Consider the following 25,465-nt stretch of genomic DNA (forward strand, 5'->3'; position numbering starts at 1 on the left):
TTAGTACTCCGCTTTTTTCGCTAGCCAGACTTGTATTAATGTCAGCGCGAGTAGGGCTAAGCCCATTAATACCGATGCCGCAGATGCCAGACCATAGAGTCTAACTTCTGAACTGAAGGCGGTTTGATAAATAAATTGCACAATAAAGGTGTTTGCGGTTCCGGGACCACCACCATCTGTCAGTACCCAGGCTTCATCGAATACTTGCACTGATCGAATCAATAAGAGCACAGCAACCACTAATAAGTTTGGTGTGAGTAATGGCAGGGTGATACGCCAGAACTGTCGCCATTCACTCGTGCCATCGACTTTTGCAGCTTCGTAAATGTCTCTTGGAATGGCTTGTAGGCCCGCCAAAATGATCAGAGTAAAGAAGCCCATATGAAACCATATAGAGACATAAACTACCCAAAAGCGAGACCACCAGACCTCCAGTAGAAAAATGGTGCGTTCGCCACCAAGGTCTAGAACCAACGAGTTCAGCAACCCATCACGAGCAAGAAACCATTTCCAGATTAGACCGACAACTACAGGAGAAAGCAGTACCGGATAAAAGAAAATGGAGCGGAAAAGCGCTTTGCCTTTGGTTAGGCGGTTTAGCACCACTGCGGTGATAAGCGCCATGACTAAAGTGCCTGTGGCGTTAAGTAATGTGTACCACCATGTGTTGTGAATCGCTGTCCAAAATAGGTCAAACTCACAACTAGCTGGGTCCATGTAGCTGCCACAGTTGAGTAGGCGAGAAAAGTTTTCGAAGCCGATAAATGGACGATCCCAGATCAGCATATTAGTGCCGCCGGTAAAGGCGTAAGCTATGGCTAAACCAACAGGTAAAAAAACGAATAAAGAAAATAGCACCATGTTTGGAGCGACAAACAGGTAGCCCATGCGTTGCACGCCTATCTTTTTCTGCAGATAGACTGTCGGCAATTCAATGAAACGCATGAATTTATCGAGAATCGAGAAAAGGAAAGCGGACAGGTTTTTCATGATTCTATCCTCTTAAATGCTTGGTCGGTTTTATCACAAAAAACGTGCATAAATTGGGAGCTGAAGCGGAGATAGATTGTGTCGCCAATTTCGGCCTCAAAATGATGTGGGAGGTGTGCCACTAGATCTTCGCTTTCTCCTTTGATTGACCCGTAGATAAAAGTTTCATGTCCCATACATTCTAGTTGAGTGATTTCCAGTGGAATTCCAGACTCGGCTATTTCTATGTGTGAAGGCCGAACACCAAGGGTGACACTGTCGCCGATTTTGGCGTTCTCTGAGGCGACAGGAATACAGAAGTGATCAATAGTGTTGGAAGTTACTTCAATTCCACTGTCAGACACATTGGTAATTTTAGACTTGAACATGTTCATTTTGGGGGAACCAATAAATTCGGCAACGAAACGATTAGCAGGGCGTTCGAAAAGGTCTAGTGGTTTGCCGACTTGCTCTATTTTACCTGCGTTTACCACAACAATTTTCTCAGCCATGGTCATGGCTTCCACCTGATCGTGGGTAACATATATCATGGTGGTATTAAGCTTTTTATGAAGCTTAGTTATTTCTCCGCGAGTTTGTACGCGCAGCTTAGCGTCTAAGTTAGATAGAGGCTCGTCAAATAAAAATACTTTTGGATTGCGGACTATGGCTCGGCCAATAGCGACTCGTTGTCTTTGACCGCCAGACAAAGCTCTAGGCTTTCTGTCCATATAAGGTAGAAGGTCAAGTAGCTTGGCTGCTTTTTGGATGCGCTCTTCAATGATGGCCCGGTCCATATTGAGATTTTCAAGACCAAAAGAAAGATTCTTTTTCACTGTCATATGCGGATAGAGAGCATAGGATTGGAACACCATGGCGATTTCTCGCTCAGCAGGAGAAAGTCGATTAACGACTTTGCCATCAAATAGGATTTCTCCTGAAGTAATGTCTTCTAATCCAGAAATTAAACGTAATAAAGTAGACTTGCCGCAACCTGAAGGCCCTACTAAAGCGACAAACTCGCCATCTTCAATGTCGACATTGACATGATGCATGACATCAATAGATTCATAGCGTTTGTGAAGGTTTTTGAGCTGAATGGCAGCCATGTGTTGCTCCTGTTTTTTTTTATCGTTATGAGAGTATTTGTTAATGTGAGTGTTAGTGTGTTTTGTTAGTAAAACTCCGATACTCAGATAGAAAGAGTGAGGCAAGTGCTTGGCCGTAGGGTGTTGGGGTGTTGCCAATTTGTTTATAAAACTCTAAAGAGTGACCCATAGCCGTGCCATCTGAAACTTCTTCTAGAATGCCATTTTCATTGATCCTTTTGATCACTGCATTTAGGCATAAATGAATCATTTCTTGGTATTCAGTAATGTCTAGCAGCCCTTCGCGACAGCCAGCCAGTAAACCATAACCAATGGCTGCGGTGGCCGATGCTTCAATAGGTGAACTAGGGTCATTGAGCAGAGTATGGAACATGCCATCTTTACGCTGGCATTCTTTTAGGGCTCTGACTTGTGTTAAATACACATTTTTGAGCTGTCGGGCGGTGACGCTTTGTGGCTCAAGAATGCGGAATAGTTCAGGAATGGAAAGGGTTAGCCAGGCATTACCTCGAGCCCAAAGTGCGTTGGCAAAGTTGTGACGCCCAAGGAAAGTCCAGCCATGGTAAAACAAGCCACTTCGAGTGTCGCCAAGAAAGCGGATATGACATAAATACTGATATTGTGCTTCTTGTGTCCATTCTGGGCGTTGGCAAAGTTTGCCTGCCGCTCCCATAAACAAAGCGGCCATAAATAAGGTGTCATCCCAAAGTTCACCGTCGTTATCGCGTTCTTTAACGAGATGCTGGTATCCTTCTTCTTCGGTTTTTGGCATTTTTGTGTGAATCCAGTCGGCCCATTCTTCGACAATGCTTTTCCAGTCATCCCGTTGAAAGTGTTCAGCTAGTAGTGCTAGCGTTAGCATAGGAGCAGTGGAATTCACTTGGCGGCGAGGTAAACCACGTTGGATCTGCCAATCATACCAGCGGCCAATGCGTTCAAGTGCGGCTTGGTCATTGCGTTCTTTAGCATCACGAAAATCACCGTATAACCCGACACCAACTTCCCAATCCCATTCGTCGAAAAGAATATCATCACTGGATTTTGCTTCGACATTGCCTATGCCTTTAAGTGAGCGAAAACCTCTGGACAATGATGTTAAAGCCTTATTTAAAGTATGTGTATTGATGTTTGTTTGCATGTTTGTGCTCTCCAAATACTTAGCCTCTATCATTTAATAAACAGAGCCTTGATAAACTGTGGCTGATAAATAGCCCTAATACATTGTGATAAAAGACGTTATGAGGATAAGTCCTGCCAAGGTATAAGTTCGGTGTTGCAAAAAGCTAAGTGTGGTATTGGCGACAAGGGGGCAAACGGGATAGGTTTGCCTTCTAGATGAATACCAGAAAGGTAGTTTAAGGTCAGTGTGCCATTGTCATAATTTAGACTGACTTGGTTGTTTTCGTCTTGGAATTCAGGGGCGTGTGCTAAGCAGTGCTCACGAAAACGGGCCAAACTCGTGTGTTCTTCTATTTCTCCAGTAATCACTATCCATGCGGAATGATTACTGTAGGCACGCCACTCATAGCCAGAGTAAAGTCCGTGTTTTAGTGGTTGTAAGGCTTGAGACGAATAAATACCGATTAGCGCTGAACCAGAACGAGCAAACAGCCAATTAGACTCTTCAATAAATTCGTCACAGATTGGCGCTGGTACAAACGCATGGGTAAAGTTAATAGAGTCAGTGAAGGCTCTTTGGTCAAAAATCATAAAGCCTATGTTTTTATATTGCGCCACTTTAGGATGAACACCATTGCCGGCCCAATAAGAAGGTCGACTACCTCCCCAAACTTTTAGATCACCAGGATGGTTGATCCAGAAACGAGCCAATGGGTGGGCGTTGGTTTGCACATCTAAAAAGTGCTGCTGGTGGCCTTTTTGTCCTGTCTTGTAGTCGGATACAGTCGATAGCTGCAATGACGTAGACTTCCATAGGGTGATCTTCGCGTTGTGATCTAAGCCTTGCGTGTATCTTGAGTAAATGGATTCTCCAGCAGGCACACTTAGTAAACGCTGGCAAAGCTGAGGCGGTTGGTAGTCGCTCACTGCTAATAACGCGGTTACTCGGTCGTAGCCTGGATACCATTGTCCACCAAAAGCTATGGCGGCTATCGATCCAAGCTCGGTTGCTGGTCCTGCTAGTAATTCTTTTTCATAAATGCGACCTTGAGAGCCGGCGCATACGCTGCCAGTGGTGTGAAGGGCGACCATGATAAAAATCTGATCAATCAACTGCTTAGCCCTAGAAACCAAACTGTCGTCTTCTGCATTGGTCATTAGAGTAAATAAGCCAAGAAAATCAATCGGGTAGTAAGCCGCTGAGTTCCATTCTGCCAGCCCGTGATCATCCATTGAGTCAAACCAACGTATTAAACGAGCGTGGGCTTGAGCTTTGTGTTGTTTGCCTGTTTTACCACTATTGGGGAAGATCTCATCTTCGAATAAGCTGCCGGCAAGGTACTGCGCAACGTGAAAGCATAAAACATGGTTTTCACTCCAGAACCACATGACGTCGTTGCCTGGTTCATCTAGCCAGTAGCGGAAGTTTAGTACTTCGTGTTTGACTTGATCCCAAAGGGCTGGTTCGAGTTGAGAGTAACCATAGCTTTTGTACATCCAAAGAAGAGGTAATATCCAGAAATCCGCGCAATCATGGCGCTCTTTAATAGGCAGTAGAGCACGTTCAATAAGGCGGCTGGCTAATTCTGGCTGTTGTTTTAAGGCCAGAGCAGCTAAGGCTCTGGCTGGTTCTTCTTTGCCATGGCTGAGCATGGTTTCTAAGGCGAGTGCTTTACGAGATATTAAGTTCTCAGCAGTAACATCGATCGCTGGTGGTAAAATGGTCGTGCCAAGGCTGCGGCTAAAAGTAAGAGGTCCAGTTTTAACTAAGAAACGTAGAGAGATACAACCTGCGTTTAGCCCTGTTGTATTAAAAAGAGTGGCTGAAGAAAATGATTTTTCAACGAAAAAGCTGACTTCTTCTTGCATCTTCATGCCATCAAGCAATACATTCATAGTAACGGTTTCGCTTGGATAGCTACCAGTATCAAGTTGTACTTTGGTGGCTTTTTTAGGTTTGTAATCTGCTTGAATTAATAGATCTTCATTGCAATAAAATACTTGGTTAGTGCGTAACCCTTCGAGTGTTTTCTCGATTTCTTTTACTTCTTCTTCGTCGATTTCAAGGGATAGCCCCGTTTTGATTTGATCGCCTTTTTTAAGCGTCAAGACAAAGTAGCAGCTAGCGTCACGTTCATGTAATTCCTCCAAAAAGACAATCAGTTCACAGTTCCCTTTTGGAAGGTTTAAGGTGAAGGACTGGCTTGTTGGTTCATTGCGTTGATAATGGTCAAGCTGAATCACTTTTTCGCCATCTTGCCAAATGTGGACACCGCCGCAAGTTTCTAAGGAAAACTCAGCTTCTTGGGCTTGTTCGGAGTATAAAGAGCAAGTCAGCCAGCGTTTTATTAAAGTTGGGCGAAAGCGAAAAGTGGAAAAGTCTACGCGATTGTCTTCGCCGCCAAAATAGATTTCAGGGAAAGAAAGGTCGTTAGGAAGGGATACGGTCCGCTGAGCAATATGTTCCCTCAAACTTTCTCTACAGGGTAGATCCCCTGTATCTACCCAGCCGTTAATAAAGCGATAGTCTACGGCGTCAGGCATGGTTCTGGCTTCGCCTGGAAAATAAGTTTCTTCTGCAGGAGACATAGCCCAGCGATTGATTGCGCTGTTAGTAGCAAGGTCCCAATAGATTTTATTTTTATTCATTATGGGTCTCTTATCTTAGTGAAATTTTTTTCATTATTTTTTATTTAAAATGATGTTTTAAATATATTTGGCAATTTTTTTCAGTATATGTCTATAATCTAATCGCTATCAATAGTAAGTATTGAATTATTTTAATGAAAATATTTTCATTACCTTGATCAAATAAAAAGAAAATGAGGTGAAGTAAATGGCTCGTTTGAATCTTGTTCTAAGTACTTTTGCAGCCGCATCGTTATTGGCTGGACAGGCACATGCTGCAACACAAAATTTAACTTTTTGGTTTACCGATGATGATCCTAACTATGTAAAAAAAATGGGTGAGTTGGTAGAAAAGTTTGATAAAGCACACCCAGATATTTCGGTGGAGTACGTTACGACCAGTTATGCGCAATCCAAAGAACAGCTGCCTTTACAGCTGTCTGTAGGAGAAGGCCCTGATCTTGCGAAAATCGCGGATAATTCACTCATAAGATTCACTTTAGACTTACGTCCTTATATGAAGGATCCCGATGGCTTTGCGAAACTGCATGGCAACACATTGAGTTTATTGCGCGATGAAAAGAGTGCCCCAGATAAGATTGGTGGCTATGTGGCATCACAGACTCTTAACCAGCCTTTTGTTAATGTTACCTTGTTTGAACAAGCTGGAGTCCCGCTGCCTAAAAAAGGTGCAACGCTTGCTGATGTTGTTGCAGCTTCAGTAAAAGTAGCAGATAAAACTGGCGTCGATATTCCTTTCACTATGGACCGCTCAGGGCACCGTTTTAGTGGACCGGCCTATTCTTATGGTGCCAACTTTGTTAATGATGATGGCACCTTTAATTTCCCTGATGCGCCTACTAAAGCTTACATAAAAGACCTTTATCACTGGACTCAAACAGGGGCTTTCCCCAAAGAAATGTGGGGAGCTGCAGGCGGTACTCGCTATAAAAATATGGGCGACGAGTTTATTAATGCCAACGTAGTGACCTATTTTGCGGGTAACTGGATGGTAAACCCTTTTAAAGAAAAAATAGGTGATGCATTTGAATGGAGTGCTTTGGATGCGCCTTGTGGTGATGGTGGCTGTATTCCTATGCCAGGAGCAACTTATGTGGCGGCATTTAAACATACTAAGCACCCTGAAGCGGTCGCTGAATTGATTGAGTATTTGGGTTCTGAGCCCGTACAAAGAGAGCTTGCAGAAGAGTTTATTATTATCCTAGGTGCAAATGTACAAAACCTGAATTACCAACTTGATGATGAAAACGCTAAAGCAGCGATGACTGTGTTTGCAAATAACGCAAGCAATGTCACTGAGAGCATCCGTCGACTTCAAAAAGCGAAAGGCGCCAATATCGTCTATGACTCCGCTGTACAACGAATGAGTCAGCTGATCGTAGGTGAACTAACCCTTGAGGAAACTTATGACAGAATGGCTTCCGATGTTGCAAAAGGTAACGCGGAGTTAAGTAAGCAATAGTGCTTTATCTAGTATGAATAAGGCTTCTACGGCGAAAGTTTGAGCAGCGGTAAAACGCTGCTTTTTTTTGTCTAAAATCTGACTATATAAAGGAAGCCTCCTTAACCTATGTTAATTCCTTATCTGCTCGGCTCCTGTAATCTTGGTTGTATTCCATGTTTGTTCATTATTAAAGGGCGCAAATTATGTTGTTATCACCAAGTCTACAAAACTATGTATCCGACCTTGGGTTGGCGGTTCCGGAGCAGCTGAACATTGAATTTGTTATGGCGTTGCAAGAAAAGCATGTGGCTCGTTATAGCTTTAATAGTTTGGCAGTGGTGCTAGGGGAAGATATTTCTCTGGATGTAGAGGCAATCAGCGAGAAAATCGTCACGCGTGGTATGGGTGGTTATTGCTTTGAGCATAATAAGTTGACGTTTGAGCTATTAAAAGCCTTGGGTTATGACGTGCAGCTTAAGTTGGCAAGAGTACTGAATAATAATGTTGAGCGTGAAGCGGGCAGAACGCATCGAGTGACCTTGTTAACCTTAGAAGGCGTGAGTTATTTGGTCGATACCGGTTTTGGTGGTAATGGGCCGATTGCACCGTTGCGGTTAGATATAAACACGCCGCAAACGGCTGGTTTAGATCGTTATCGAGTGCTAGGCAGAGGCAATGGTGAGTATGATTTGCAGGTCGTGAAGGGCGATGACTATTTTACCCTTTATCGCTTTGATAGCGCTGTTTATACCGATGCTGATTGCGCGCTGGGGCATTTTTATTCTCATAAACATCCTAGTGCCGTGTTTTTAAAGAACTTGATGGTGACCTTGAAGAAGCAAGACCAGACGGTTGCTTTGGTGAATGCCGAACTTACGATTAGAGATCGCCACGGCGAGCGCAAGCAGTTAATTGAAAGCCCTGAATCATTGGGCAATATTTTGAGCTCTGAGTTTGATATTACCCTTGAGCCAGCTGTGATTGAGCATCTTTTTATCCGCTTTGTGGCGCCTATTTTGGCCGAAAATAAAGTCGGGGTAACGTCATGAGCTCATTTTTTACCTTGTTGCTGTGGGCTTGGTTGATGGCGTCTTCTTTTATCGTATCGGGTCATATGGTGGAATACGCCAGTCCGGTTGCGACTTCAGCGTTTCGCTTTTTATTGGCAATGTTGATTATGTTGCCAGCGTTGTTGTTCAGTTGGCAGCGAGCTAAGTTGAATAAAACCGAGCAGTTTAAGGCGTTGTTTGCTTCTCGTCAGCGGCTTTTTCATTATGTGGTGATAAGCGGCGCGTTGGTGGGATTCTTCATCGGATTGTTTGTGGCGTTGCAGTCGACTACGCCTCTGAATACGTCTGTTTTGTATACACTGGTTCCTTTAATTGGTGTGATGATTGCGAGAGCTTGGCTCAAGGAAATCGCACCTGTGTGGCGAGTTGTCGGGTTTGTTCTTGGCTCAATCGGCGCGATGACTGTGTTGTTTTCTACACAAGGTGTTTCTACAAAAGGCTTTCCTGCTCAGGGTAACGACGGATTTCAGTGGCATTCCGGTGATTACATTTTTGTTGGGGCGTGTTTCTTATTGGCCTTGCATGTGGTGTCGGTTCAAAAGTGGGGCCGTTCGTTAGGGGCATTATCCGGCGCGTTTATGATTATGTTATTTGGCACCTTGTGGCTGCTGCCTATTGCGTTGATTTGGGGGGAGCTTGGTCAGGTGCAATGGTTGTCGCAAGGTTTCTGGGTAAATGTGTTGTATTTAACGGTGTTTACTACCTTATTTACCTTTGTATTGCAGCAGCGTTTGGTGATGGCGGTTGGGGCAAGTCGCTTACTTGCGATGTCTTATACGATACCCGTTTGGGTGGCGTTATTTACCGCGCTGACACAATCGCGTTTATTAAGCTTGGTCGATTGGCCTTTCGCTTCTGGCATTGTATTGTTAGCTATCGCACTGTTTCTTATTGATGGCAATTTCAGCAAGGTAAAAATAGCCCATGGATCGAATGCAACTGCAAAATAGCTTTCAAGCCTATTTTAACGAATTGGGCTATGACATCGATTGGCAAAGACTGACGGTGCCAATGGATATTCATGTCATTCGAAAAGGCGATTATTTGTTTCAGCAAGGGGATTTTGCGAATCGTCTGTTCTTTTTACATTCTGGATTAGTGCGTTATGTGAGTGTCTCTGATGAAGGGAAAGAGTTCACGCAAACCTTTGCCAAGAGTCCCAGAATCATTGGCTCAACCAAGGCGATGGTGACCGAAGCACGTGTTTTGTTCGGAATTCAAGCTTTAGAAGATTGCATGGTCTCTTCTTATCCTTGGCGAACTTTTTACGAGCAGATGCGTCAGGATATTGGTTTTTTAGAGTGTTACGCCAAATTTCTTGAACGTATTTTTATTACTAAAGAAGAGCGCGAAAATGCTTTTGTAAAACATTCAGCAGAGCGTCGTTATCTCGATTTTTGTGCCGACTATCCTGAACTTAAAAATGTGATTCCACAGCAACAAATTGCGTCTTATATCGGAATTACGCCGGTGGCATTGAGTAGAATTCGACAGAAGCTGAAATGGCAGAAAGACTGATAATTGCTGCCATTTTCCCTTTTGACTATTTCTTTAAATCATCAATTTTGTCCCTAGCTGTTTTATTGGATTTGACCATTTGATGAAATGAATTGGGACGCACGGCGCCAGAGCCTTCATCCATTTATTTATTTCTAGATAAGAAAATCTTATGAGTATCAATGCCTTGAAATGCTATTAAGAAAATTTATGGCTGCTTTTCTGTTTAGGCATACTCCATGCAATTCTCCTTGTTGCGGACTGACAAAGTAGCGTCTTTCTACTTTGTCTATGTTTCATAACAAAAATAAGGAGAAACAAGATAATGCTAACGAATAAAACGATCGTAATTACTGGTGTGTCTTCTGGCATCGGGGCAGACGTAGCAAGGCTTGCTCGTTTCCGCGGTGCGCGGGTTATAGGGATTGATCGTAATGAACCCAGTATGACGCTGGATGGCTTTGTACAAATAGATTTGGGTAATCCTACCGCGATTGATGCTGCTTTAGATTCATTACCAGAAAAAATCGATGCTCTTTGTAATATTGCAGGTGTTCCCGGTACGGCTGACGCTGATTTGGTTGGTCGGGTGAATTATCTGGGCTTACGTCATTTAACGGAAGCGCTTATTCCTCGATTCACTAAGGGTGCCAGCATTGTCAATGTAGCCTCTGTCTTGGGTATTGAATGGCCAGAGCGTTTAGAACAGCATAAGGCGTTAGCGGACACCTCTTATTTTGAAGAAGGCGCTGCTTGGCTGAAAAAGAACCCTGTGCCACAAGAAACCTGTTATCAATATTTTAAAGAAGCCCTGATTGTTTGGTCTACGCAACAAGCCTTTACTTGGTTTCGTGATCATGGCGTACGCATGAACTGTGTGGCTCCCGGTCCTGTTTTTACGCCCATTTTAGGCGACTTTGTGTCTATGTTAGGCGAAGAACGTGTCCAAAAAGACGCAGAACGAATGATTCGTCCAGCGTATTCGGATGAAGTGGCTGAAGTGATTGGCTTTCTTTGCTCTGATGCATCCCGCTGGGTGTGTGGCGTGAATATTCCTGTGGATGGCGGTTTAGCTTCAACGTATCTTTAATGAGGTTTACTACGACAGACAGATGCAAAAGATAGCCCCGTGATCTAGCTTCCTCATGGGGCTCTTTTATTTTGCATGGCAATGTTTGGGTCTTATTTATTCTTCTTTAATCGATAAGCCAGTTGGGGCCTGCTTAGGCCAACTCGCCTTGCGGCCTCTGATAAGTTGCCTTGGGCATTATCGACGGCTTCTTGTAATAGGCTTTGTTCAAGCTTTTCGATATCAAGATGATCTTCCCCGCCGACAAATTGCGTGATGTATTCTAAGAGGGAGTTTGTGGATGCTTTTTTGTCATCAACATGGCTTAGCGTGCCTTGGTGATTTACGGAATAGATAATGTCTTCGGGAATAAACTCATTTCTAAACAAATGCGGCAGATCAATGGGTTCGCCTTCTTCTGAAGCGATCACACCGCGCTCCATTAAATTTTGTAGCTCACGAATATTACCCGGAAAGCCATAATTTAATAGCGCTTGTCGTGCAGATTGAGTCATGCCCGAAGGGGCTTTTTGATGCTGTTGGCAAAACTGATGGTAGAAGTGGTTAACGAGCAGTGGAATATCGGCTTTTCTATCTCTTAGTGGCGGTAAATGGATAGGAAATACGTTTAAACGAAAGAAAAGGTCTTCGCGGAATTCGCCTTTATCAACGGCTTTACGCAAGTCGACATTGGTTGCCGCGACGACTCGTACATTGACCTTAATCGCCGAGACTCCTCCGACTCGCTCTACCTCTTTTTCTTGTAAAACCCGTAATAATTTACTTTGCCCTGCAAGGCTCAGCGTGCCGATTTCATCCAAGAATAGAGTGCCACCGTTTGCTCGCTCAAAACGTCCTAGGCGACTGCTTGTCGCGCCAGTGTAAGCGCCTTTTTCGACTCCAAATAGCTCACTCTCCATTAGGTTTTCCGGAATAGCGGCGCAGTTAAATGCCACAAAAGGACCTGTTTGACGACTAAACTTATGCAGCATGCTGGCAAAAAGCTCTTTGCCGACGCCAGATTCGCCAGTGAATAAAACGGTGGCATTCGTTGGTGCCACTTTTTGTAATGAATGATTCGCGGCGGTAAACGCAGCGGATACGCCAATCATTTTGGGCTGATCATCCGGTGTATCCAACTCCATCTTATCGAACTGCGTATCTGGTTTTATACGCATGTCTGCTTCGTTGGTGGTGACGTTGAGAAATCGAATGTCGTCTTCGATATCGTCCCAAAGTTCAGCAGATTTACCGACGACTCGACAGATGGAATGTCCCATGGACTGGCATTCTACCTCGCGAAAAATTACCAAAGAACCCACTAAGCCTGAGACGTAGCCGATGGCGTAGCCTAACTCCATCCAGCAGGCGGGTGAGCTCCCAATGCCATAGGCAGCAATATGTTCTTCGTCTTCACTGCTGTGATGCCAAAAAAACTCACCGTCATACAGGCCCTTTTCAGTATCAAACTCAAAGAAAATCGTTTCCACTTTAACAACGCCTTCTAAACCATGAAGGTGAGTACCGGCTTCAAAAATGGAGGCGGGGTCCGAATCGGGCCAACGCTTTTGAATGAGCTCAGCGTCGCGCAGGCCAGATAGATAACCCGTTCGAGTGAGAATGTCGCGAGACTTATCAAGACCAAGAGAGTCAATCATTTCGCGTCGTAAGAGCCCAAATGAAGAACTATGGATTAACAGCATGCGTTGATCGTCTAACCAAATACGGCCATCTCCTGGCGAGAAAAACAGGCATTCGGTCAGCTCTTCTACGGTGGGAGTGTGTTGGCTATCTAGTTCACGGGAGCTGCCTTTGAGTAAGATCTTTTCGCTGCTTTTAGCCAAATCTGCCAAGGAAATTCGATGCGAGTTTGTCATTATTATTTTTCCTCTTTCATCTGCTTGATGAAATGATCAACTGCTTTTTTCCTAGTGTTGATTGTGTTTGATGATATCGTCAAGTGTGCTGTGCAATATTTAAGCTATGCTAAACCGTGTTGATTCTTTTCAATGTGGCTTAAATGCAATGTTTATCAATGGTTTAGCTACTCTATGTAGGGTGAAAAGAAAATAATCATATTTCGGCATAGGTATTGCTTTAAGTATTAGAACGAAAAATATGCAATGGATAACAGGCAAATTTGTCTGCATTGCAGTTGTCATTCTAGTCATAAACCAATCAATAAAAATAAATAGGAGAGCAGATATGACGGTATCCGTACTGGCATCCAAAAAATGGTCTGGGGCGTTTTTTACAGGTGATTGGGTTGCGGCCTCAAATAAGCAAGAGGTGATAGAGCCAGCAACAGGTAAGGTTTTAAGTGAAGTGGCCATCGCCACAGCAGACGATGTATATGCCGCATGCGAACGGGCGCAGAAAGCGCAAAAAGAATGGGTAAAGGTCCCACCGAGAGACAAGGCAGCCTTGTTTCATAAAGCAGCGACTTTTATTCAAGATAATGCGGAAGAGCTTGCTTTGTATATCGCTCGTGAAACGGGCGGTATCATTCCTAAAGGCCAACACGAAGTAAAAGAAGCCATATTAATCCTGCAATTGGCAGCCAATATGACATTGGAGCCTAATGGTCTGACGCTACCTGCTGGGCCTGAACGCATGTCTTATGCAACACGTAAGTCGATTGGTGTGGTGGGTGTTATTTCGCCTTTTAATTTTCCAATGATTCTTTCTATTCGGTCGATTGCTCCTGCCTTAGCGACGGGGAATGCTGTGGTAACCAAGCCCGATCCTCAAACGCCAGTAACGGGTGGTTTTATACTCGCTCTTGCTTTGGAAGCCGCTGGTTTACCAAAGGGAGTATTTCAAGTCTTCCCAGGTGCAGTAGACGCTGGGGAAGCACTTTGTGCCGCGCCAGAAATAGGTATGGTGGCGTTCACTGGGTCTACTGCGGCAGGTCGGAAAGTGGGTGAAGCTTGTGGCCGTAACTTGAAAAAAGTGTCTCTTGAGTTAGGTGGTAAGAGCTCACTGATTATTTTGGAAGACGCCGATCTTGATGTAGCGGCAAGCAATATTGCTTGGGGCGCGTATTTCCATCAAGGGCAAATTTGTATGGCATCTGGCCGTATTTTGGTTCAAGAAAGCATCGCAGAAGCGTTGACCGCAAAAATTGTCGAAAAAGCGCAGCATTTACCGGTTGGCGACCCTGTATCCGGAAAGGTGGCTTTGGGGCCTCTGATTAATCAGCGTCAACTTGAAAAAGTTCATGCCATTGTACAAGACACCATTGCGGCGGGCGCTAAGTTAGAAGCGGGCGGCACCTATGACGGGCCTTTTTACTCGCCAACAGTATTGAGCAATGTGAAACCAGGCATGCGCTCCTTTGAAGAGGAGATTTTTGGTCCAGTGGTCAATATCGTTACCTTTAAAAGCGATGAGGAGGCGATTGCGATGGCCAATAATACGCAATATGGTTTAGCGGGCGCGGTGATCTCGAATGATCTTTCCCGTGCGCAGCGTATTGGGGCTCAGTTGCATGTTGGTTTATTGCACATAAATGATCAAACCGTTAATGATGAATGCATTAACCCCTTTGGTGGTTGTGGTGCATCCGGTAATGGCAATTCGGTTTGTGGCCCTGCGGATTGGGATCTTTATACTCATTGGCAATGGGTAACGGTTAAGCAAAATGCGACGCCTTATCCATTTTAATCTAAGTAAAAGTGGCTAAGCTATTTTAAACTTAAAAAGCCCCACGTTTTTTTCCAATGAATGGATAAACAACATGGGGCTTTTTATCAAGCGTTTGCTTGTTCTGCTTTTTGTTTCTCAAGCACTTCTTCTATTGCGCTTTTGAAGACTTCTGCTGGCTGGCCACCAGAAATCGCGTAGGCGTTGTTGATAATGACGGTTGGAACCGAAGTGATGCCATTCTGCTGCCAGATTTGCTCTTGCTGGTGGACTTCATCGGCAAAGTGGTTCTTATCCAAAATACCTTTTGCAGCTGCTGGGTCTAGGCCCACGCTAGCGGCAAGGTTGGCGAGTACTTTGTGGTCACTCACATCTTGGTTGTGGGTAAAGTGCGCTTTAAATAGTGCGTTTTTAAGTTCTGTCTGTTTGCCTTCAAGCTGAGCCCAATGCAGCAAGCGGTGAGCATCAAATGAGTTGCGCATGCGGCTTTCAGAATTGAAGTTAAAATCAAAGTCGATTTCTTTGCCACGGGCCTCAATCATTTTTCTATTTTGGTCTGACTGTTCTTTATTAATGCCGTATTTTTCCGTGATATGTTCGCTTAAGTCCTGACCTTCAGCTGGCATATTTGGGTTTAGCTCAAAGGGCTGAAAAGTGATAGTGGCATCGACTTTATCGTTTAGTTGCTCAAGTGCTTTGTTGAGATTACCAAGACCGACAACGCACCAAGGGCACATCACATCGGAAACAAATTGAATATCTAATGGCTCTTTCATAGTGGTTCCCATCGCTTGTAAATAAAAGGCTAAGGTTAAAAATTGTGCATTGAAAAATAGATGGGGGCGTGTGTAAGAATTAAAAGAGAAAAAGACGGCCGCCAGTGACCATTGCAGATAATTTACACAAACCTGAGTAATTTAACGAAGAACAGACCTGCCATGGTCATAAAATGTTTGTTGCTGATTCTACTTCTGTATGATGTTATACATCTAGAGCTGCTGGTATGGTGCTTTCTGTTCAGCTCCACAAAAGGCTTTTGTTTAGCTCGGCAAGGATAAAAACAATAATGACGATATTTAACAAATCAATGAATGGTATGTTCTCTGGAGCATTACTGTTTATGAGCGCAACAGGATTAGGAATGATGTCTCAGAATACTAATGCGAGTCAGTATGTGTATGTTTCCAATGCTAAAGACAGCACGATCACTCGGTACCTTCTAGATAACAAGCAGGTAGATGGCAAAGAGATTAAGTTAGTGCCGCTTGGCAGCACAAAAACCGGTAATAATGTAATGCCGTTATCAGTCAGTCCTGATAAGTCTCATTTGTACGCATCTATTCGTTCTGAACCTTTTCGTGTTATCTCCTACCGCATTGATCCTGCTTCAGGGGATTTAGCAGAGGAAGGTGAGGCGAACTTACCCTCGAGTATGGCGAATATTGATACGGATAAATCGGGACGGTTTTTATTTGCAGCGTCTTACGGCGGCAATTTAATCAGTGTTAGTCCTATCGATGATAACGGTGTGGTTCGTCATGAGGCGCAGCAAGTACTGGATGCAGGCCGAAATGCCCATGCTATTCACACCAGCCCAGACAATCGATTTGTATTTTCTTCTAGCTTAGGCGATGACGAAATAAGGCAGTATCGATTTGATGAACAAACGGGTCAATTAACACCAAATTCTCCTGCTGCAGTTAAAACGGAACAATACGCAGGCCCAAGGCATTTTGTCTTTTCTAAAGAGGGTCATTACGTTTATGTTCTAGGGGAATTGTCTGGAACGGTAACGACTTACGAGTATGATGCTAAGTCTGGTTTATTGGCGCTAAAAGGCGCAACGGAAGGTGTTCCTGCTAAGGAATTAGCGTTGGAAAACGGTGTGCCGCCTTCTATAAAAGCCACTAATGACCTTCCTAAAGTTTGGGCTGCTGATATGCATTTATCCTCTGATGGCCGTTTTTTATATGTGTCTGAGAGAACCAAAAGTATCATAACGACTTTGTCGATTGACCAAAAAACTGGCCTGCCAAGCTACCAAAACATGACATCTGTCGAGCAACAACCACGTGGTTTTGCGCTCAGTAAAGATGGTCGCTTTATGGTGGTGTCGGGTGAAAAAGACGCCAATTTAGGTTTATATCGAGTCGATGTAGAGACTGGCGAGCTCACTAAGGTTGATGAAGCGCCAACTGGTGAAGGGGCTAATTGGGTTGAGATTGTTGATCTTTAACTCTTAATAGATAGCTAAAAAGCACTCCACTAGCTCTTACCCTAATGTAGAGCAGAAGAGTGCTTTTTCATTAATTAAGACGGCTAAACAATACCTGCATCTACGATAAAGTTCTGGCCTGCGCAGGCGCGGCTGTCTTGGGAGGCAAGAAACAGCGCCATGGCAACAATATCGTCTGGTTGAATGCGAAATTTCAGGGATTGTACGTCGATAAATTCTTGATCCAACTCTGGCGTTAGCCAAAGCGCTTTTTGGCGTTCTGTGACTACTGCTCCCGGAACAATAGAGTTAACACGAATACCGCGCGGGCCAAGCTCTCGTGCCATAGTGCGTGTCATGGTGTGAATCGCACCTTTTGATGTGGTGTAACCCACCATGCCAGCACGGCCACGCATCCAACTGATCGACCCCATGTTGATAATGCTTGCGCCTTCTTTCATCCATTTCGCTGCGGCTTGCATACCAAAAAAATGCGGACGCATATTGATATTTAGGCAGTTGTCCCAGTATTCAGGCGTAACGTCTTCGATTTTATGGCGGTCATCTTTGCCCGCGTTATTGATCAATACGTCTAAGTTGCCAAGCTCTTGTGCTGCGTCGTCAATGGCCGATTGCAAGGCAGCAATGTCACGGACATCGACTTTTCTAAACCAAGGTGTGGCGTTAAATTCGTCACTCAGTTTTTGGTTTAAAGCGTTAGAGCTAACGTCATCAATATCGATATAAGCAACGCGTGCGCCTTGCCCCATAAAGTGATGAACAAGATATTCCCCAATCCCTGAGCCACCGCCAGTAATAAACACGACTTTGTCTTTTAAGGAAGGATACTGGTTGGTTAATGTCGGCATGTATTATTCTCCGATCGACAAAAAATGAGTGCTCACGTTGGAGTGAGCACTCTTTGTAAATTTTGGTTTGTCCGCTATTTATCTAAACCGGCAACACAAACGTATTTGGTGTTGATGTAATCGTCAATGCCGTATTTAGAACCTTCACGACCTAGACCTGACTCTTTATAACCACCAAATGGCGCAACTTCTGTAGCGATGACGCCAGCGTTCACACCGACTAAGCCTGTTTCTAACGCTTCTGCTACACGGAAAATACGACCAATATCACGTGAGTAGAAATAAGACGCTAGGCCGTACTCCGTGTCGTTCGCCATGGCGATGACGTCGTCTTCTGTTTCAAATTTGAAGACGGGGGCCAAAGGACCAAAGGTTTCCTCTTTGGCAAACAACATGTCTTGCGTGGCATTGGCGATAACCGTTGGATGGTAGAAGTTGTCGCCAAGCTCATGGTGTTTACCGCCTGTGACGACTTTACCGCCTTTACTAATGGCATCTTGTACGTGCTCGTCAACTTTATCCACTGCCGCGCGGTTAATCAGCGGGCCTTGTTCGACACCGCTTTCAGTGCCATGGCCGATTTTCATTGCGGCCACTTGCGCCGCAAATTTTTCGACAAAGGCGTCGTATACACCGGCTTGAACATAAATGCGGTTGGCACAAACACAGGTTTGGCCCGCGTTACGGTATTTCGACATCATGGCGCCTTTAACCGCTTCGTCGATATCGGCATCGTCAAAGACAACGAAAGGCGCATTGCCACCAAGTTCAAGAGAGACTTTTTTCATGGTGTCGGCACAATCTTTCATTAACAATTTGCCGATTGGTGTAGAGCCTGTAAATGTCAGTTTTCGTACAACAGAAGAGTCGGTTAGAGTTTTGGCGATTTGGCTCGCTTTACCCACAACGATATTAATCACGCCTGCTGGAATACCTGCTTCGATTGCTAGTACACCCATGGCCAACGCGCTTAACGGGGTTTCGGAGGCAGGCTTGATGATCATGGTACAACCCGCCGCAAGCGCTGGACCCGCTTTACGAGTGATCATGGCGGCAGGGAAGTTCCAAGGTGTAATAGCGGCACACACGCCAACGGGTTCTTTCATGACTAGAATACGACGATCTGGTGCGTAAGTTGGGATCATGTCGCCGTAAATGCGTTTGCCTTCTTCTGCAAACCATTCAATGAAAGACGCAGCGTAGCCGATTTCACCACGAGACTCTGCCAATGGCTTGCCTTGCTCAGCGGTCATTAGCTTCGCTAAGTCTTCTTGGTTTTCCATTAGTAGATCATGCCAGCGGCGTAATAATGCCGCGCGTTCTTTGGCGGTTTTCTTTTTCCAAGTTTTTTGCGCTGCTTCGGCCGCTGCGATGGCTTGTTGTGTTTCGGCTGGACCTACGCTCGCAATGGTTGTTACTAATTCACCGGTCGCTGGGTTGAATACATCGAGCGTGTTGCCTTCTGCAGATTCGACCCACTCTCCATTGATTAAACATTTTGTTTGTAGGAGTGCTTTGTTCTTTAGTTCAAGCATTGCGGTACCTCTCTTTAATGAATGTGTCTTATTTTTAGATTGCTATGGATTGTGTCTATTTCAAGTCGCTGCTTTTTGTTGCCACTTTTGTTCATTATTTTTAGTGAGTAATGGGATAGTTCTTGACTTCTCTTATGTCTTATATAAGAGTTATATCATAAGTTTGAAGAAGCCGTAAACAATCATTGTTGGTTAAGCGCTCGAACGATAAAAATAAACACTGAAAGAACAGGACTACATCATGGCAAAACGTATCGAAGACCTTCGCAGTCAGCGTTGGTTTGCTCCTGACAATATGCGAGCTTTTGCGCATCGACAACGAACGCAGCAGACTGGATACAAGCGCAGCGATTTTATGAACCGCCCTGTTATAGGCATCATTAATACCTGGAGCGACATCAGTACTTGTCATACTCATCTTAGAGAGCGTGCCCAGTTTGTGAAAGAAGGCATTATTCGTGCCGGTGGTTACCCATTAGAAATGCCAGCCATGTCACTTGGTGAAGTGATGGTTAAGCCAACAACCATGATGTATCGCAACTTCCTAGCGATGGAAACCGAAGAGCTGCTACGCAGTCATCCGATTGATGGTGCGATTTTAATGGGCGGTTGCGACAAAACCACACCGGGCCTATTAATGGGCGCCATCAGTATGAACATTCCCGCCATTTATATTCCTGCAGGCGCGAGCCTAAACGGCAATTTCAAAGGCGAAAAAATAGGAACGGGCACTCATACTCGAAAATATTGGGATGAAAAACGTGCGGGTAATTTAAGTGATGAAGACTGGCTCGAACTCGAAGCCAAAATGACGCGTTCTGTAGGAACCTGTAACACTATGGGAACCGCGTCTTCATTAACTTCTATGGCCGAAGTGTTGGGTTTTTGTTTGCCGGGATCAGCAACCATTCCCGCGGCCGATTCTGCCCATCAACGCCTTTGCTCCCTTGCTGGGGAACGTATTACCAAGATGGTGTTTGAAGACCTGACACCTAAAACCCTCGCTACCAAAGAAGCCTTTGAAAACGCTATCGTCACTTATGTGGCGTTGGGCGGATCTACGAACGGCATTATCCATTTGATCGCCATGGCGGGACGCGCAGGCATTGATCTGCCTATGTCTTTGTTTGATGAATGGGCGCGTAAAGTGCCGGTCATCGCCAACCTAATGCCGGCGGGCGAATACCTAATGGAAGACCTGTTTTATGCGGGTGGTCTGCCTGCTTTATTAACGCGCCTAAAAGATTTCTTGCATCTCGATCAAGGTAATGTGAACGGTCGTACTTTGGGTGAGAACTTGGAAGGCGTGGAAATTTACAATGACGACGTGATTCGTTCTTTAGATAACCCAGTCAATGACCGCGGTACGATAGGTGTGATCACCGGTAACTTATGCCCAGATGGCGCGGTGTGTAAACCCTCAGCAGCGTCTCCGCATTTATTGAATCATCGTGGTAAAGCCTTGGTGTTTGAAAACCACGCGCAAATGACAGCGCAGATCGACGATCCTGAGCTTGATGTGGATGAAAATACTGTTTTAGTACTGAAAAATGCGGGGCCAATTGGTGGTCCTGGTATGCCCGAATGGGGCGGTTTACCGATTCCGAAAAAGCTTTTGCAAAAAGGTGTGCGTGACATGGTTCGTATCTCCGATGCGCGCATGAGCGGCACCCATTACGGCACCTGTATTTTACACGTTGCGCCTGAATCTTATGTTGGCGGGCCGCTGGCCTTTGTTCAGACCGGCGACTGGATCGCCTTGGACGTGGAAAAGCGCACGCTGAATTTAGAAATTAGTGACGAAGAAATGGCGGCGAGAAAAGCGGCTTGGGCACCACCACCACCAAAGTTTGCTCGTGGTTATGGCGCTATGTTTTCAACCCATGTCACCCAAGCAAACGAAGGGTGCGATTTTGACTTTTTACAAGGTGACGCTGTCATCGATGAACCGGAGATATTCTAAATGAGCAAGACGATTAACCCATTTAAACAGCGTTTACTGGATGGTCAAAAGTTGATTGGAGGCTGGACGCTGTCTGGTAGCCCAACGGTCGCAGAGGCTATGGCGTTTTTGAACTATGACTATTTGGTGGTGGATTTAGAACACAGCCCTGCCAGCATTCACGATACTACGCCGATTTTACGTGCGGTTGAGCAAACGCCAACCGCAGCGGTGGTGCGTATGCCAAGCCACGATCCGATTGCGATTAAGCAAGTATTGGATCAAGGCGGTATGACCTTGTATTTCCCATTTGTTGAATCGGTCGAAGAAGCGAAAGCCATTGTTCAGGCTAGTATGTATCCGCCATTGGGCAAACGTGGCTTTGCCAAAATGCATCGTGCTGCACGTTATACCACTCGTGAAGATTACCCTGCGGCAGCCAATGAGCAGGTGTGTTTGATTCCTCAGTTGGAGACGGTTGAAGCATTAGAGCTTGCGGTGGAAATCGGTCAACTTGATGGTGTGAGCGCGGTATTTATCGGCCCTGGTGATTTGTCGATGACAATGGGCTTGCCTGGTCAAGTCAATCATCCTGATGTGCGTGCCAAAATTGTGGCTTGTGTGAAAGCTTGTAATCAAGCTGGGATTCCTGTGGGAACCGTGATGCCGACGCCAGACGATGCAAAATGGGCATTAGAAGTTGGCTTTAGTTTTGTGTCGATTGCCAATGATCTGGCGAACATGTTGGGTCAGTGTAAAGCGCATTTGGCGCAAATGAATAAATCATAAAGGTGTCTCTATGCTTTTATTAACAAGAATAATAACTTTGCTAGGGCAGGTGAATTCTGCTTTTGTATTTGTTTTCAAATATTTGGCAATCACTGCGGTTGCAGTGATGACCACCTCGATTTTGGTTCAGGTCTTTTGTCGTTATGTGCTTAACGACTCATTGCCTTGGTCTGAAGAGTTGGCGCGTTATCTTATGGTTTGGATGACGTTTCTAACACTGCCTGTGGTCTCCCGTACTAAGCAACATGCGGCCCTCGATATTATTCTGGGCTCTTTACCAAGACGATTAAGCTTGCTGCTGGAGTTGGTGTTGTATGTGTTGGTCGGGATTGTTTTGTATTACGCGTTTAATAAAAGCCTAGATTTCGCCCTAAAAGGAACGCGCATGTTGGCTACAGCGCTGCCTATAACCAAAGCTTGGTCCTACATGGCGATGCCGATTGGTTTTGGCGTCATGATGTTGGTCTATCTCGAGCTGTTCCTAATTGGTATTGCGCGTCTTTTTAATGAATCCAATGACGACCATTTTGTGTTGTCAGATAGCGAGAGCGAGGGGTAATCCATGGGCATTTCATTTTTCTGGATTTTGCTTTCTGTGATGTTTTTGGGGATGCCTGTTGCGTTTGCCTTGTTGTTTGCGCCAGGTCTCAGTTTATTCCTAGAAGGCAAGGAGATGTTCTACCTCTTGCTGACACAGCGTTTGTACAACGGTATTGATAGCTTTCCATTGATGGCGATTCCGTTTTTCATGCTGGCGGGTGAGGTGATGAACCGCAGTGGTATTACCTTGTCGCTTGTGCAAGTAAGCCAAGCCTTTATTGGCCATTTGCGTGGTGGTTTGGCACAAATCAATATTTTGTCTTCCATGTTGTTTGCTGGCCTTAGTGGTTCTGCGGTGGCGGATTGTTCTGCGTTGGGGAAAATGCTGATTCCAGCGATGGAAAAAAATGGCTATTCGCGTCGTTTTGCCGCGGCCGTAACGGCGGCATCGTCGGTGATTGGGCCGATTATTCCACCAAGTGGCATCATGATTCTGTATGCGTTTGTAATGAACGTGTCGGTAGGTGGATTGTTTGCTGCGGGTCTTGTCCCTGGCTTTTTGGTTGGTATTAGCTTGATGGCTATGACATGGTTTTTGGCGCGTCGTCGTGGCTATAAAGTAGCTTCCGAAAAAGCAACTTGGCCGGAGCGTGGCGCAGCGGTAAAGCAAGCTTTTTGGCCGTTGTTGACGCCAGTTATTTTGCTTGGCGGTATTTTGTCGGGCGTGTTTACACCAACTGAAGCGGCAGCAGTTGCGGCAGCGTATGCCTTGGTTGTTAGCTTGTTGTCGAAAACCATGACGGTTAGTAATTTGCCTAGTTTGTTTTACGCTACGGCGAAATCGTCCGCGGTGATTTTGTTCCTTGTCGGCAGTGCGGTGGCGTTTTCTTCGGTGATCAGCCTATCTGGCGCGCCACAAAAAGTCGCTGCGATCATGGTTTCTTTGACTGAGAATCCATTGTTGCTACTGCTGATTATTAACTTGCTACTGTTGTTTGTCGGTATGTTCCTAGATGCAGGCCCTGCGATTCTTATTTTGGGTCCTATTCTTGGGCCGATCGTGACACAGTTTGGTATTGATCCATTGCATTTTGCCATCGTGATGTGTGTCAACTTAACCATAGGTTTGACGACGCCACCCATGGGCTTGGTGTTGTTTGTTGCGTCCAGTGTAAGTGGCGAACGTGTAGAGACGATTAGCCGTGAAATGTTGCCTTATTTGGCGGTGCATATCTTTGTTATTTTGCTCATTACGTATATCCCAGCATTAACGATGACCTTGCCTCGCTTGCTCGGTTTTGCCTCCTGATGAAGGGGGCAGCACTGGCGAGTTTAAGTGTGTTTGAGTACAGAAGAGACGAGGAAGGCTTTTATGCTTATGGATAGTTCGAGCCTGCTTCTATTATTGTTTTTTGCGCTAGGTAGCTACATTCAAGCGACGACGGGTTTTGCTTTTGGGTTGATTGTCGTGAGCAGCGTGTCGGCATTAGGCTTAGCGCCCATTGAGGTAACGGCGTTTGCGGTAAGCGTATTAAGTCTTATCAATGCGGGAATTGGGCTTTATGGTGGGCATTGGAAACAGATAAATCTTCGAGCATTTTGGGGATTTATTTTACCTTGCCTACCTGCAATATATCTTGGTGTATGGCTTCTGGGTTACCTTGGGGAGAATGCGTTAGGCTGGCTCAAATTTAGTTTAGGCTTGTGCATTGTCATCAGTAGCTTGGTGATGATGCTTCAAGCTAATAGGATACGAAAGGCATCCTCTGCTGGGGCTTTTGCCGTCAGTGGTGTGATTGGCGGTGTGATGGGGGGCATGTTTGCGACCTTCGGTCCACCTATTACCTTTATGATGTATCGCCAGCCAGACGACCACGTCAGAATACGTGCGACCTTATTAGGAATCTTTTGTTGTACCGCAGCCTTGCGTGTGGGGTCTGTTAGTCTGACTCAAGGCGTTGATATTGATACTTGGCTATTGTGTGCGCTTGGTTTTCCAGTCGTTGTGCTATCAACCTTAATGGCAAGAAAGTTTCCAGCGCCTATCTCTGCGAGAGCAATGCGTTTCTTGGCATTCACTTTGTTGTTGTTGTCGGGTATTAGCTTGATGTGGCAGGGCTTTTAAATCGGTTTTTATTAAACAAAAAAGAGCGCATTCACCTTGTTGGCGATGCGCTCTTTTTTTGGAGTATTCTACTTGTTAATTAAGTTCGACAAGATAATGTAGGTCTTCGCTGTTGGCGCGGCTGATTCGATATTCCACGGTGCGTCCGTCCAATGCGCGAGCAGTGCGGATTACTTCTAATAGCGGTTGTCCTGCAGCGATATTTAAAACGCTTTGGTCTTGATCATCGGCCAATACCGCTTTAAGTCTATCCGTGGCTTTGTGTACCGTAATATTGAAGTGCTGCTGATAATAGTGATACAGGGAATGTGGTAGCTTTTCTTCTTTGTGTAAATCGGCAAAGTAACGATGGGGCAGGTAGATCAATTCACGGATAGACGCGGTATTGTTAATTGAACGCACACGATGGATTTCAATCACTTTTTCATCTGACGTGAGATCAAATACAGTACGTAAGTGTTCATCCGGTGTGATTAATTGTGTTTCGAGTAATTGAGCGTAAGGCAGCTCGGGGATATCACCGTTATCACTTTTGAAATGAAAAAAGTGGAACATCATTTTTTGCAGTGTGTGTTCGGATACAAAGGTGCCAACGCCTTGGCGACGAAATAATACGTTATCTTCGGTTAATGCGTTAAGAGCTTTTCGAACTGTGCCTTGGCTAACACCCAGTAGGTCTGCAAGTTGAAACTCACTTGGTAAAATCTCACCGGGCTTCCAAGAACCTTCGATAATTCTTTCCGTAATTAACTCTTGAACCTGTTTATACAAAGGTTTGAAGGTTGGTGATGGCTGCGATGTGCTGGTTGTCATTGTTGGCCCTGCTGTCTCTCGAATCAATTTAGAATACCAGACGTAATAAAAAAATCTGTTATTTTC

Annotated in this window: 21 protein-coding genes; 12 read left to right on the forward strand and 9 right to left on the reverse strand. The window is 45.1% G+C overall.

Annotation, left to right across the window (positions count from 1 at the left end):
* From C1X04_RS01640 to C1X04_RS01655, 4 genes are all read right to left on the reverse strand, one after another.
* The gene (locus C1X04_RS01640) at nt 1-990 is read right to left on the reverse strand and encodes a carbohydrate ABC transporter permease (protein ID WP_110574782.1); all 990 of its coding nucleotides are present in this window, start codon (nt 988-990) and stop codon (nt 1-3) included.
* Entirely contained in the window at nt 987-2,078 is a 1,092-nt protein-coding gene (locus tag C1X04_RS01645) for an ABC transporter ATP-binding protein (RefSeq protein ID WP_137169020.1), read from the reverse strand. The genes C1X04_RS01640 and C1X04_RS01645 overlap by 4 nt, the downstream gene beginning before the upstream one ends.
* A gap of 52 nt (nt 2,079-2,130) precedes the next feature.
* On the reverse strand, nt 2,131-3,216 hold the full coding sequence (locus C1X04_RS01650; protein ID WP_137169021.1) for a glycoside hydrolase family 105 protein: 1,086 nt from the start codon (nt 3,214-3,216) through the stop codon (nt 2,131-2,133).
* Nucleotides 3,217-3,314: 98 nt separating this feature from the next.
* Entirely contained in the window at nt 3,315-5,846 is a 2,532-nt protein-coding gene (locus C1X04_RS01655; protein ID WP_137169022.1) for a hypothetical protein, read from the reverse strand.
* Between the two features lie 187 nt (nt 5,847-6,033).
* Between C1X04_RS01655 and C1X04_RS01660 the strand changes: the two genes are divergently transcribed.
* The 5 genes from C1X04_RS01660 to C1X04_RS01680 all read left to right on the forward strand — a co-directional run bounded on the left by C1X04_RS01660 (nt 6,034) and on the right by C1X04_RS01680 (nt 10,947).
* Complete coding sequence (locus tag C1X04_RS01660) at nt 6,034-7,308, forward strand: ABC transporter substrate-binding protein (RefSeq protein ID WP_137169023.1); 1,275 nt, start codon at nt 6,034-6,036, stop codon at nt 7,306-7,308.
* Nucleotides 7,309-7,493: 185 nt separating this feature from the next.
* On the forward strand, nt 7,494-8,339 hold the full coding sequence (locus C1X04_RS01665; protein ID WP_137169024.1) for an arylamine N-acetyltransferase: 846 nt from the start codon (nt 7,494-7,496) through the stop codon (nt 8,337-8,339).
* Nucleotides 8,336-9,310: a DMT family transporter gene (locus C1X04_RS01670; RefSeq protein WP_137169025.1), complete on the forward strand. Its 975-nt coding sequence runs from the start codon at nt 8,336-8,338 to the stop codon at nt 9,308-9,310. The genes C1X04_RS01665 and C1X04_RS01670 overlap by 4 nt, the downstream gene beginning before the upstream one ends.
* Complete coding sequence (locus C1X04_RS01675) at nt 9,285-9,878, forward strand: Crp/Fnr family transcriptional regulator (RefSeq protein ID WP_137169026.1); 594 nt, start codon at nt 9,285-9,287, stop codon at nt 9,876-9,878. Before C1X04_RS01670 ends, C1X04_RS01675 begins: the two co-directional genes overlap by 26 nt.
* 304 nt (nt 9,879-10,182) lie before the next feature.
* Entirely contained in the window at nt 10,183-10,947 is a 765-nt protein-coding gene (locus tag C1X04_RS01680; RefSeq protein ID WP_254682311.1) for a coniferyl-alcohol dehydrogenase, read from the forward strand.
* A gap of 92 nt (nt 10,948-11,039) precedes the next feature.
* On the opposite strand, the gene C1X04_RS01685 is transcribed toward C1X04_RS01680, so the two are convergent.
* Complete coding sequence (locus C1X04_RS01685; RefSeq protein ID WP_137169028.1) at nt 11,040-12,803, reverse strand: sigma-54-dependent Fis family transcriptional regulator; 1,764 nt, start codon at nt 12,801-12,803, stop codon at nt 11,040-11,042.
* Nucleotides 12,804-13,131: 328 nt separating this feature from the next.
* Between C1X04_RS01685 and C1X04_RS01690 the strand changes: the two genes are divergently transcribed.
* Complete coding sequence (locus tag C1X04_RS01690) at nt 13,132-14,592, forward strand: benzaldehyde dehydrogenase (protein WP_137169029.1); 1,461 nt, start codon at nt 13,132-13,134, stop codon at nt 14,590-14,592.
* 86 nt (nt 14,593-14,678) lie between these two features.
* Here the strand turns inward: C1X04_RS01690 and C1X04_RS01695 are convergent, their stop codons facing one another.
* Entirely contained in the window at nt 14,679-15,347 is a 669-nt protein-coding gene (locus C1X04_RS01695) for a DsbA family oxidoreductase (RefSeq protein WP_110574805.1), read from the reverse strand.
* Between the two features lie 290 nt (nt 15,348-15,637).
* Here C1X04_RS01695 and C1X04_RS01700 point away from each other — a divergent pair, with 290 nt between their 5' ends.
* Nucleotides 15,638-16,807: a beta-propeller fold lactonase family protein gene (locus C1X04_RS01700; RefSeq protein ID WP_175404876.1), complete on the forward strand. Its 1,170-nt coding sequence runs from the start codon at nt 15,638-15,640 to the stop codon at nt 16,805-16,807.
* Nucleotides 16,808-16,890: 83 nt separating this feature from the next.
* Here the strand turns inward: C1X04_RS01700 and C1X04_RS01705 are convergent, their stop codons facing one another.
* Complete coding sequence (locus tag C1X04_RS01705; RefSeq protein ID WP_137169031.1) at nt 16,891-17,655, reverse strand: SDR family NAD(P)-dependent oxidoreductase; 765 nt, start codon at nt 17,653-17,655, stop codon at nt 16,891-16,893.
* Nucleotides 17,656-17,729: 74 nt separating this feature from the next.
* The gene (locus tag C1X04_RS01710; protein ID WP_110574812.1) at nt 17,730-19,190 is read right to left on the reverse strand and encodes an NAD-dependent succinate-semialdehyde dehydrogenase; all 1,461 of its coding nucleotides are present in this window, start codon (nt 19,188-19,190) and stop codon (nt 17,730-17,732) included.
* Between the two features lie 241 nt (nt 19,191-19,431).
* On the opposite strand from C1X04_RS01710, the gene araD reads away from it, so the two are divergent.
* From araD to C1X04_RS01735, 5 genes are all read left to right on the forward strand, one after another.
* Nucleotides 19,432-21,153 (forward strand): L-arabinonate dehydratase, encoded by a 1,722-nt coding sequence (gene araD / locus C1X04_RS01715; RefSeq protein WP_137169032.1) that lies wholly within the window; start codon nt 19,432-19,434, stop codon nt 21,151-21,153.
* The gene (locus C1X04_RS01720) at nt 21,154-21,921 is read left to right on the forward strand and encodes an HpcH/HpaI aldolase/citrate lyase family protein (RefSeq protein WP_137169033.1); all 768 of its coding nucleotides are present in this window, start codon (nt 21,154-21,156) and stop codon (nt 21,919-21,921) included.
* A 10-nt stretch (nt 21,922-21,931) separates the two neighbouring features.
* Nucleotides 21,932-22,480 (forward strand): TRAP transporter small permease, encoded by a 549-nt coding sequence (locus tag C1X04_RS01725; protein WP_110574818.1) that lies wholly within the window; start codon nt 21,932-21,934, stop codon nt 22,478-22,480.
* A gap of 3 nt (nt 22,481-22,483) precedes the next feature.
* Nucleotides 22,484-23,770, forward strand: coding sequence for a TRAP transporter large permease (locus C1X04_RS01730; protein WP_137169034.1), 1,287 nt, complete (start codon nt 22,484-22,486; stop codon nt 23,768-23,770).
* A 63-nt stretch (nt 23,771-23,833) separates the two neighbouring features.
* Nucleotides 23,834-24,586 (forward strand): TSUP family transporter, encoded by a 753-nt coding sequence (locus C1X04_RS01735; RefSeq protein WP_110574822.1) that lies wholly within the window; start codon nt 23,834-23,836, stop codon nt 24,584-24,586.
* Nucleotides 24,587-24,661: 75 nt separating this feature from the next.
* Here the strand turns inward: C1X04_RS01735 and C1X04_RS01740 are convergent, their stop codons facing one another.
* Nucleotides 24,662-25,399, reverse strand: a complete 738-nt coding sequence (locus C1X04_RS01740) for a GntR family transcriptional regulator (protein ID WP_110575107.1) — start codon at nt 25,397-25,399, stop codon at nt 24,662-24,664.
* Between the last annotated feature and the right edge of the window lie 66 nt (nt 25,400-25,465).

This window comes from Marinomonas sp. FW-1, from assembly GCF_005222245.1.
GTDB classification, from domain to species: domain Bacteria; phylum Pseudomonadota; class Gammaproteobacteria; order Pseudomonadales; family Marinomonadaceae; genus Marinomonas; species Marinomonas alcarazii.

Bases quoted from the DNA above. Each gene is read 5' to 3' on its own strand.
- C1X04_RS01645 (WP_137169020.1), bottom strand. From the start codon at position 2,078: ATGGCTGCCATTCAGCTCAAAAACCTTCACAAACGCTATGAATCTATT.
- C1X04_RS01735 (WP_110574822.1), top strand. From the start codon at position 23,834: ATGCTTATGGATAGTTCGAGCCTGCTTCTATTATTGTTTTTTGCGCTA.
- C1X04_RS01725 (WP_110574818.1), top strand. From the start codon at position 21,932: ATGCTTTTATTAACAAGAATAATAACTTTGCTAGGGCAGGTGAATTCT.
- C1X04_RS01705 (WP_137169031.1), bottom strand. From the start codon at position 17,655: ATGCCGACATTAACCAACCAGTATCCTTCCTTAAAAGACAAAGTCGTG.
- C1X04_RS01675 (WP_137169026.1), top strand. From the start codon at position 9,285: ATGGATCGAATGCAACTGCAAAATAGCTTTCAAGCCTATTTTAACGAA.
- C1X04_RS01690 (WP_137169029.1), top strand. From the start codon at position 13,132: ATGACGGTATCCGTACTGGCATCCAAAAAATGGTCTGGGGCGTTTTTT.
- C1X04_RS01700 (WP_175404876.1), top strand. From the start codon at position 15,638: ATGACGATATTTAACAAATCAATGAATGGTATGTTCTCTGGAGCATTA.
- C1X04_RS01650 (WP_137169021.1), bottom strand. From the start codon at position 3,216: ATGCAAACAAACATCAATACACATACTTTAAATAAGGCTTTAACATCA.
- C1X04_RS01730 (WP_137169034.1), top strand. From the start codon at position 22,484: ATGGGCATTTCATTTTTCTGGATTTTGCTTTCTGTGATGTTTTTGGGG.
- C1X04_RS01720 (WP_137169033.1), top strand. From the start codon at position 21,154: ATGAGCAAGACGATTAACCCATTTAAACAGCGTTTACTGGATGGTCAA.
- C1X04_RS01640 (WP_110574782.1), bottom strand. From the start codon at position 990: ATGAAAAACCTGTCCGCTTTCCTTTTCTCGATTCTCGATAAATTCATG.
- C1X04_RS01740 (WP_110575107.1), bottom strand. From the start codon at position 25,399: ATGACAACCAGCACATCGCAGCCATCACCAACCTTCAAACCTTTGTAT.
- C1X04_RS01695 (WP_110574805.1), bottom strand. From the start codon at position 15,347: ATGAAAGAGCCATTAGATATTCAATTTGTTTCCGATGTGATGTGCCCT.
- C1X04_RS01680 (WP_254682311.1), top strand. From the start codon at position 10,183: ATGCTAACGAATAAAACGATCGTAATTACTGGTGTGTCTTCTGGCATC.
- C1X04_RS01665 (WP_137169024.1), top strand. From the start codon at position 7,494: ATGTTGTTATCACCAAGTCTACAAAACTATGTATCCGACCTTGGGTTG.
- C1X04_RS01670 (WP_137169025.1), top strand. From the start codon at position 8,336: ATGAGCTCATTTTTTACCTTGTTGCTGTGGGCTTGGTTGATGGCGTCT.
- C1X04_RS01655 (WP_137169022.1), bottom strand. From the start codon at position 5,846: ATGAATAAAAATAAAATCTATTGGGACCTTGCTACTAACAGCGCAATC.
- araD (WP_137169032.1), top strand. From the start codon at position 19,432: ATGGCAAAACGTATCGAAGACCTTCGCAGTCAGCGTTGGTTTGCTCCT.
- C1X04_RS01685 (WP_137169028.1), bottom strand. From the start codon at position 12,803: ATGACAAACTCGCATCGAATTTCCTTGGCAGATTTGGCTAAAAGCAGC.
- C1X04_RS01660 (WP_137169023.1), top strand. From the start codon at position 6,034: ATGGCTCGTTTGAATCTTGTTCTAAGTACTTTTGCAGCCGCATCGTTA.
- C1X04_RS01710 (WP_110574812.1), bottom strand. From the start codon at position 19,190: ATGCTTGAACTAAAGAACAAAGCACTCCTACAAACAAAATGTTTAATC.